The sequence below is a fragment of the Paraburkholderia fynbosensis genome, assembly GCF_902859935.1.
GTDB lineage: Bacteria > Pseudomonadota > Gammaproteobacteria > Burkholderiales > Burkholderiaceae > Paraburkholderia > Paraburkholderia fynbosensis.
This window is the reverse complement of sequence record NZ_CADIKI010000056.1, coordinates 1-9136: the sequence shown is the minus strand read 5'-3', so window position 1 is coordinate 9136 and position 9136 is coordinate 1. Positions and strand designations below refer to the sequence as shown.

General features: G+C 60.0%; 6 protein-coding genes and 1 pseudogene. 3 read left to right on the top strand and 4 right to left on the bottom strand.

What is annotated here, in order from left to right; translation table 11 throughout:
* Positions 1–361: 361 nt before the first annotated feature.
* On the bottom strand, positions 362–994 hold the full coding sequence (locus HV770_RS37785) for a class I SAM-dependent DNA methyltransferase (protein ID WP_175166495.1): 633 nt from the start codon (positions 992–994) through the stop codon (positions 362–364).
* A gap of 322 nt (positions 995–1316) precedes the next feature.
* Complete coding sequence (locus tag HV770_RS37780) at positions 1317–2300, bottom strand: proline dehydrogenase family protein (RefSeq protein ID WP_343048425.1); 984 nt, start codon at positions 2298–2300, stop codon at positions 1317–1319.
* Between the two features lie 469 nt (positions 2301–2769).
* Between HV770_RS37780 and HV770_RS37775 the strand changes: the two genes are divergently transcribed.
* On the top strand, positions 2770–3120 hold the full coding sequence (locus HV770_RS37775) for a VOC family protein (RefSeq protein WP_175166494.1): 351 nt from the start codon (positions 2770–2772) through the stop codon (positions 3118–3120).
* Positions 3121–3248: 128 nt separating this feature from the next.
* On the opposite strand, the gene HV770_RS39620 is transcribed toward HV770_RS37775, so the two are convergent.
* Positions 3249–3638: a VOC family protein gene (locus HV770_RS39620; RefSeq protein ID WP_343048423.1), complete on the bottom strand. Its 390-nt coding sequence runs from the start codon at positions 3636–3638 to the stop codon at positions 3249–3251.
* Between the two features lie 363 nt (positions 3639–4001).
* A pseudogene (locus HV770_RS37770) lies at positions 4002–5032 on the bottom strand (IS110 family RNA-guided transposase).
* Positions 5033–5935: 903 nt separating this feature from the next.
* Between HV770_RS37770 and HV770_RS37765 the strand changes: the two are divergent.
* Entirely contained in the window at positions 5936–8275 is a 2340-nt protein-coding gene (locus HV770_RS37765; RefSeq protein WP_175166493.1) for a two-partner secretion domain-containing protein, read from the top strand.
* A 600-nt stretch (positions 8276–8875) separates the two neighbouring features.
* On the top strand, positions 8876–9136 hold a 261-nt coding region (locus tag HV770_RS37760; protein ID WP_175166492.1), incomplete at its 3' end, for an NAD(P)-binding domain-containing protein.

The window sequence follows — 9136 nt, the reverse complement described above, 5'->3', positions numbered from 1 at the left end:
AACGGGGATCGTTGCCTCGTTCAAGTTTGCCGCTTCGCCGATCACCACAACTCGAAAACGTGCCGCGGACTTCAGCGCTTCGAGCCAAAACAAGACTTTTTCAACACAATCGAAGGCAGACCGGTCATCGAAGCGGTGCCGCGGCAGGAGCTTGGAACGTCTCTTCATGGCCGTCCTCTGCCTGTCGCGGCCGACGAGAGGCGTCCCCGCTTCTGCCGATTGTCTGAGATCCACGACTGGCCGTTTCTCTGCGCGATGGACACTGTTGCAAATCGGCTGCTCTGCGCTGCATCAAAGCGGCTTGAGCGCAAGCATCTGCCAAGCCCAACGCGGGCATACTGTGGAACAGCCCCTTGGCGTTTCAGGCAACCGGCTTGCGCCACACGCTGGCTAGCCACGGCTGCCGCTCACGCGGCAAGCCGGCGGGCCGGTAATAGTGCTCAATTTCGACGAAGCCCGCGTCCGCCATATATCGGCGCCATGCTTCGAGATCATGGAAGACGCCGTAGCGGCCGTGGCTCCAGCCTTCCTGATTCGTGCCGCGCGGGTTGGAGCTGAACAGCACGCCGCCGGGCTTCAGTGTCGCGTGCAATTGCCGCAACACGCGCGGCAACGCCTGACTCGGGACATGAAACAGCGCGGCGTTGGCGAAAATGCCGTCAAAGTGCGCGGCCGGCAAAGTGAGATGCAGGAAATCCTGCTGCCAGACGTCGCAGCCAGTCGCGTCACGCGCCATTGCAACGAAGCGCTCGGCGCCATCGAGGCCGACCGCGCAATGGCCGAGTGTAGTGAAGGCCTTGAGATCTCGCCCCGGCCCGCAGCCGAAATCCAGGATCGTAAAAGGCGGCTCGACTTCGATATGGTGCAGCAGCGCCGCGATGTTCTGCGTGACGTCGTGGTCGTACGTGCCGTTGCGGAAATCTTCCGCGTGCGCGTCGTAGTGCTGCAACGTAAGGGCACTGATTTTATCGAGGTCGCGGGGGTCGAGTTCCATGCGGGAAGTATATCTCGGGGCATTTCCCGCACGACTACGTCGTACTTCCGGTGTCATCAGTCGTGGTCGGTTGGTGCCGAACAGGATGAACAACGCGATTCCGTGTGCGCAACTGATTCCTCTCGGGTTTCCGAGGAAAGCGCACGGTATCAGGCGAACGGCTGGAGATGGCCGTACCTTGCCGATCGTCGTGCGATCGACCCGTGCGTGCCACGAGCGGCAGCACGCGACCCACTTCGGCCGGACGGTCCTCTCAAAAGCAGCCGTTCAAACCGGGACCAACTATCTGGTCGGTCCCGCTCCGCTAATCCTGCTGTAACTGCTAGCGCGCCCGATTGCTATGGATCATCGCCGCCAAAATATATCCGGCAATTCGCGGATTCTCCTTGATTCGCCGGGTGCTGTAGCCATACCAGTCATGACCGTAGGGCACATAGACCCTCACATTAAATCCTTGCGCAAGCAAAGCGTCACGCAGCGGCTCGCACACCCCCAGCAACATCTGGAACTCGAAGCGTGACCTGTCGATTCGCTCGCACTGCAGCCAATTGGAAAGCAGATCGATCAATTGGGCATCGTGCGTTGCAATGCCTACGAACGATCCAGCCTGTATTGCGCTCGAAACGTGCCGAATGAAGTGCGAATTGATCGCGGCCCGATCCCTTGATGCACCGTCGACGAGATGCTCGTTTGCCTCAGCATAAATTCCCTTGCAAATGCGCATGCGACTCCCGCGCGCCTGCAGTGAAACGATGTCATCGTTCGTGCGCGTCAAATACGCTTGCAATGCGATTCCGACTGGATATCCGTCGGCTTCGAGCTTAAGGAAAGCGTCGAGCGTTTTCTGGGTGCAACCGGTGTCCTCCATGTCGATACACGCGGTCATCCCATGCGATGCTGCCGCTCCCAGAATCACCGAAACTCGCGTCATGCAAGCGTCTTCGTCGATATGCAACCCCAGCGCGGTTAATTTTATCGACAGCTCGGTGGTCTCATCTTGCGCGCCGAACGCCTGGATGAGATTGAGGTAATCGCGCGTCATCGCCTCCGCCTGATCCGACGAAGATGCGGTCTCGCCCAACACATCGACGGTTGTTCTGAAACCTGCTGCATGGAGCGCGTGGATGCGGGTGCGGGCATCACAAAGCGTTTCGCCAGCGATATAGCGGCGGGAGATCTTACGGATCAGCGAACGGGGAACGAGCGGGATGGCGTGCGCCGCCATCGTATTGAAAATACGCATGTTGTGGTCTCGTGAAAATGCAATCGCACGAATCTGGACGCGATAGGTCGATTCGAGCGACATCTCCGGGCTGTTATTGACAACAGGTCCGGGACGAATGCCAAGGCGGATGCAATCACTGCATCAACACAGGCTTTCAGTGCGTTTTCGAGGGAGGCCAGGCAGCTGCGTACATTGTTCGAGTGGGGTTCTTTTGCAGTTCGCTACGAGTTGGTCAATGCCTGCTTTCGTTTGTCAGTCAGGCACCGCGAATCGTAGCACGAGCGAACGAACGGCGGTCATGAGCCGATGCGCGACGCGTCGAGGTTGTGATTGTCAACGATTGGCGTGCTCCCGCCGGATGTCTCAAACTGGCCGGCCACAGCCCTATGCGAGCTGCATGCCTCGACCGTAGCGGACGAATGGATACCGACAAAGCGCTCTCTCGGTTCAACAATTAGGTCGCCCACTGTGCTAAAGCAGATTTTTCGACCAATATCGCGAATCGCGATCTTCCTCACCTCGTTCAGCTACGACACAAAAGAGAGCCCGCATGAACTCGCAAATATGTGCAGTGCTTGTGTATGTGCCAGACGTGCCGGCGGCATTGGACTGGTACCAATCAGCTTTTCGAGGCGCTGAAAGGCGCTTTCTTGACGAGTTCAATCCGACATACCTCGAATTCAATGGCATCAGACTCGAAATTGTTCCCGCCGGTGCAAAATTATCGGCGGGATCGGCGGACACAGTCGTCTACTGGACCGTCGATGACTTCGATGAATCGCTAAAGCATTTTCTGAACATAGGTGCCACGCTTTATCGTGGTCCAGGCCAAGTGGAAGATGGAAAGCGGATGTGCATGCTGCGCGACCCTTGGGAAAATTGCGTTGGGCTCTACGGCTAACCCGAATATTGTCGACGATCTGCGTGGCCATTTCGACAAGCTGCTTTTGGCCGGAGCTTGCCGTTTTACGCGATCGGGTGACCTGCTGCAAAGCGATCGAGCTGGCGTCCAATTGCATTACGTATGCATCATGAGGACCACGTCGAGTTTTGTAAAACGATTCGATAGCCGTCGTGATCCTCGAATGTTCTACCTGAAACATCCCAATAAGGGTTGAGCGACGCCACGCAAACAAATCCGCTCTCGGCGAGGCGATCGCAAGCCGACTGCCACGCAACTCGATCCGGGGCGTAAAACACTAGCAAATCCTCACGTGTGGGTGTTGGCGCTACCGGATGTTCACGGCACTGTGTGAACTCGAAGTGATAGTCCATGCCTGAACGTCCAAGTATCACCCCATCGAAACCCTGATGGTCTTGAAATTTTGCCAGCACAACGAGGCGGAGCCCCGCGCAATACATGCTTTCTGCCCGCGAAAGGTCACTAACAGGCCTGGCGATTCTGAGGTGTGATTGCATCGGGCTTTGTTCTTGGGTCGTTGGGCAAGAGTGTCAGAACATCGATCCTCAAGGATACTTTGAACGAAAATTGTCGCCAATTCTCACCGCCTTGCCGAGTGACCGTATATGGACTCCTCCTCGTTTGCAAACGCGTCGCCTTTTAAGCCTCAGTGTCGATCGCTCACGTATATCCGGTCTCGTACAGCTATGTTTCAATGAGGCAAGGACCCTGATAGGCTATTCGCGCACTGACTCCCAATCGCTTGTACGGGCTCGAAGCCTCGGTCATTCGCGGGTTTGATCAGCGCCGGTTCGACCTGTTGGCCATCGTGCGGCTTGTTTTGCAATCGTTGAGCAAGGTACTGCTGGGTACGCACAACTTCAATATGCTGCAAGTTCCGGTTGATAGTCCGTTCCCCGCGTGATCATCGCCCAGGCGATGCGGGCAGTCTTGTTTGCGAGCGCTACGGCGGCCACGTTTGGATGTCGCTTGCTGACGATACGCATGACCCACAGGCTGAGTGCATCGGTGCGTCGTCTGGCCATCTGGATCATCGCCCGTGCACCGTGAATTAGCAGACAACGCACGTAGGCATCGCCTCGTTTACTTATCCCGAGCAGCCGCTCCTTGCCCCCTGAACTGTTTTGTTTTGGCGTCAGCCCGAGCGATGCAGCCATCTGTCGGCCATTAGCAAACTGTCTGGCATTGCCCACGGTTGCAATCAACGCTGTGGCCACCATCGGACCAACACCTCGCAGTTGTTGCAAGCGCCTGGCAACTGGATCGGATGCAGCAAGTTCGGCGATTTCACGGTCTAGCTCGTGAATGCGGTCGTCCAGCGAACGTAGATCCTCCCACAGGCCCACAAGCAGACGCCGGAAACGATCGCTCAGACCGCAGTTAATGTCTTCCAGCCAAACCGGAACCGCACGGCGCAACTGGACAATCTCCCTTGGCGCCACGATGCCGTAATCGGACGTCAGGCCGCGGATCCGGTTCGCCTTGGCGTTACGCTGCTCCATCAATCCTGAGCGGACGCGGTGAACGGCCTGCACATCTTGCTGCTCGATCGTTTAACCGCGACGAACCGCATGGCCGGCCGGCTCATCGCTTCACAAATTGCCTCGGCATCGTTCGCGTCGTTTTTGTTACTTTTGACATATGGCTTCACAAACTGCGGGGCAATCAGTTTCACGGTATATCCGAACGCCTGCAGGCGTCGCGCCCAATGGTGCGCGCTGCCGCAAGCCTCCATGCCGATCTCAGCATGCAGAGGAACCGTCTGCTGCAAGACCTCTAGCCATTCCGAACGGCGCGGCTTGCGGCGCCATACCGCCTTCTCGCTTCGATCGATTCCATGAACCTGGAAGACGTTTTTGGCAAGATCAATTCCTACGCGAATCATGTCCATTTCGGGTTCCTACTCGTTGACCGGTCGAACATGTCGCCAATCATGCGCCACGTCTCAGACGGGTGAGGAGGAGTCCATCCCATTGGTTGTGGCCGCGTCGAGGCAACGCTACCGGCGAATCGCTCGCCGGACACTGGCCATTGAGCGACCGCGGACGAGACCTTGTGTTCCTACAATCTCATTCCTGTGTGAATCGACGGGCGCGTAATTACCGATCTATCAATGCGTCACCGTTATCGGATCTGAACGTCGCCGTGTGGGCCACGGCTCCGACTCAGTTATCGCCACATCGCAGCCAAGGCAATGAGGCAATGGTCGCGAGCGCACGACGAACGTAAAAACTGCATCGGCTGGCGGCGGGCAGGAGTTGGCAGCGACCCACGTGACACCATGGACATGAACGCGCATATCCCGCGTCCCAGCGCATTTTCCTATGGACATCCAACGGCCAACGTTCTTTTCGTCGAATCAGGGGGTTCCAGGTATGTCCATAGCATCGCGCATTCTTGCCGCCGCGGCGACCGCACACATCCCCGCTTGATGAGGTACCAGCAAGCACCGGGGACATGCCCAAATACCGGTTGGTCTTTTGAAACGCGCTGCTACCATGAGGCTGTGTTGTGCGGTATGGCGGCTTTCGCGCCTTGCCTGGTCGCAACAATCTGCGTTCCGCGACAACGACTTTCCACGAACCACGTTTCGGGAGGGATCATGTCGCGTCGTTCAATCAGACTGGCGCTCCAGTCGCCCCCAGCTCCGCGCACCGGGCTGTCCTTTACGCTGGCGTATGCCGGCGCGGCACTCATCGCGCCTCGGTCCCCGCCTGCCGCATGCAAGCGTGTCCTGCGCCCGCTGCCGCTTGCGCTATGGGTGCCGCTTGCGCTCGCCGCGTGGTGCGTGCCGATGGCCCAAGCGGCCGGACCGCTGCCGCAGGGCGGCGCCTTCGTCCGGGGCCAGGGCGCGATGACGAGCGGCACCGCTTCGCTGACGATCGACCAGTCCTCGACCCGCGGCGTGATCGACTGGCACAGCTTCTCGATCGGCAACGGCAACACCGTCGCCTTCAACAACGGGTCGGGCGCGACGCTGAACCGTGTAACGGGCGGCGATCCGTCATCGATTCTCGGCAAGCTCACCGCCACCGGCAGCCTCTACCTGATCAATCCGCAAGGCATCCTCGTGGGACCCTCGGGCGTTGTCAGCACGGGCGGACGTTTCGTCGCGTCCACCCTGGGTATCTGCAACGACGCCTTCATCAACGACAGTGATGCACTGACGCTGTCGGGCAAGTCGGACGCGAGCGTGATCAACCTCGGCAGGATCAGTTCCAGCGGCGGCGATGTGTTCCTGATCGCGCGTCAGGCAGTCGTCAACGCGGGCACCGTAAAAGCGCCCGGCGGCACGGTGGAACTGGCGGCTGGCGAGACGGTGCTGTTACAGGACTCGGCCAGCAGCAGGCAGGTGTTCGTGCAGGCGGGCAGCCACGGCACCGTCGTCAACGAGGGGCGCCTGAAGGCCGCGCAGGTCAGTCTTCAGGCTGCCGATGGCAACGTCTATGCGCTCGCGGGCGGCGGCACGCGCATCCGCGCGACGGGTACGGCCAACCGCGATGGCCACGTCTGGCTCATCGCGGACAGCGGCCTCGTCAGACAGCAAGGCAGGATCGCGGCAACGAACGCGAACGGCAGCGGCGGGACGGTCGACACGCAGGCGGCGCAGCTGGCGTTCGGCAGGCACGCAGCCGTTCACGCCGGGCAGTGGAATCTTTCAACGCCTGCTTTTACGATCGATGACGCTGCGGCACGGACGTTGCAGCGCAGCCTGAACGCGGGCACCTCGGTGAATGTCGCGACCACGGGTGGCAACGGCGCAACCGGCGACCTGGGCATCGCTTCGAGCCTGCGCTGGCAGGGCCCGGCTACGCTCACGCTTGCCGCATACCGCAACGTTTCCGTGACGACAGGCACGACCATCGCTAACGACGGCGCGGGCAATCTGAAGCTGCGCGCGGACGCTTCGGGCCTCGACAACGGCGGCAGCGTGGCCAACCGCGGCACGATCGACTGGTCCCGCAGCACGGGCATTGTCAGCGCGCTATACGATATGACCGGCAGCTACAGCGCGGGAAATATCCTCTCTGGCAAGGCATGGACCGCGCCACAAGACAGCGGTCTCGTCACCCAGGTTACAGGCTATCAGCTCGTCAACTCGCTCGCCGATCTGGAAAAAATCCCGCTGGATCCCGCTGGCATCTATGCACTCGGCAAGGACATCGACGTCAGCCCGCCGTCCGGCACACTTTATACACCCATCGGCATTTACCCGAATCCCTTCGCCGGTCAGTTCGACGGCATGGGACATTCAATTTCCAACCTCACCATTTTGGCTTCGTCGTCTGGAAGCGGTACGGAGGTAGGGCTGTTCGCCGTGATCGATACGGCGGGTGTCGTGCGCAACGTGAGCGTGCAAGGAAATGTCAGCGGGCCGGCGACCAGTGGCAACGTTAGCGGTGGCAGCGAAGGAATTCTGGCGGGGACCAATCTCGGCACCATTGCCGCGGTGCATACCAGCGGCAGAGTGGTAGGTCCGGCACCGGTAGGTCTGGGAGGAATCTCAACTGGAGGCCTCGTCGGTTTCACCTCCGGCGACAGCACCATAACGCGTTCTTCCAGCAGTGCAGACGTCGTATCGCCTTCTGGGTATACGGGTGGCCTGGTCGGAGACAACCACGGGGTCATCCGGCAGTCGTTTGCATCGGGAAACGTCGAGGCAACGGGAGCCACACAGTCTGGCGTTATGTTCGGCGGATCGGCAGGCGGACTGGTTGGCTACAACAATGCAAGCACGATCACGCAGTCCTACGCGACCGGCGTAGTCAGTAGCCCCATCCAGGCTTATGTGGGAGCACTGGTGGGGGCGAATTTTTTCAGCACGATTGAACAGTCGTTCGCGACCGGCAGGGTGCAAGTGCCGGGAGGTGGGGCGGGCATCGCCAGCGTCAATTATGGGCCAACAGCGATTATCACCGGTGACGTCTTTTGGGACAGGCAGACGACCGGCGCCACGGTCGCAGTGCTCGTTCTAGCCAACGGTGCACAAGCGGGCAGCGCTCAAGGTCTGACCACCGCGCAGATGAGCATGCCGTCAAGCTTCGGCCCGACGTACGATTTCGGCCCGCATGGGATCTGGGCTATGCCGCCGGGAGGCACGCACCCTGTGTTGCGCTGGCAGCTAGGGCACTGAACCTGCCAAGGCGCACTGATTCCGACACGTTGCTTTCCAGTGAGATGGAAAAGACGTCGGGAGAAATGCCCATTGCCTGGGCGGAGCCGACGTTCGGCCGTCCGCGTGAAAGCATCGGCGAACGTCCCTAGTTGGCCGATTGGGTGAGGTCGCCAACGTCCGCTTTATGGTGCTCCAGTCCGCAAAACGCTGATTCGACTGACTGACCACTTTGAAGAGGGTCGTCTGACCGGCGTGGGTCGGCACGAGCCTGTCGCGTCACGCTGTACCCGGCCAGGAAAACTCACTACACGGGCAGCGCTGGCCCACTTCACCGCGCGACTGGTTCCGTCGATTCGCCCGAGGCCTGGAGTTCCTGAGTCCGTATCCAACCCACAACCTGAAGCGTTTTGGCGATTACAAGCTGCGCATGAATAGGCCGCAGGAAGGCTGGACCCGCGATGCGCTGTCGGGCCAAGGCCGCCCGTCCTGCGGGACGGAACGGCCAGTATCTCAGCCCGGATGATGCTAGGCTGTGGCAAGTCCGCGGGATGGTCAACTCGCACGGGCATGGCCGTTGCGCGCGTCCCGCTTTAGTCAACTGAAAGAACAGGAGGGTGTATGAAAATTGGCATCATTGGCGCGGGGAATATAGGGAGGGTGCTGGCGCTGCGCTGGGTCGAACATGGGCACGAGGTGCTTATCGGCAACTCGCGCGGGCCGGATACGCTCGCCGATGTCGCCCGCGAAACCGGCGCGAAACCAGCCGACCTCGCGGATGTGGTCCGCGGTGCAGCAGTGATCGTGGTCACGATTCCCGAAAAGAAGGTGCTCGATCTGCCTGCCGGCCTGTTCGACGACGTGCCGGAAACCACGGTTGTA

Coding starts and splice junctions, on each gene's coding strand:
- HV770_RS37785 (WP_175166495.1), bottom strand. CDS start 994: ATGGAACTCGACCCCCGCGACCTCGATAAAATCAGTGCCCTTACGTTG.
- HV770_RS37780 (WP_343048425.1), bottom strand. CDS start 2,300: ATGTCGCTCGAATCGACCTATCGCGTCCAGATTCGTGCGATTGCATTT.
- HV770_RS37775 (WP_175166494.1), top strand. CDS start 2,770: ATGAACTCGCAAATATGTGCAGTGCTTGTGTATGTGCCAGACGTGCCG.
- HV770_RS39620 (WP_343048423.1), bottom strand. CDS start 3,638: ATGCAATCACACCTCAGAATCGCCAGGCCTGTTAGTGACCTTTCGCGG.
- HV770_RS37765 (WP_175166493.1), top strand. CDS start 5,936: ATGGCCCAAGCGGCCGGACCGCTGCCGCAGGGCGGCGCCTTCGTCCGG.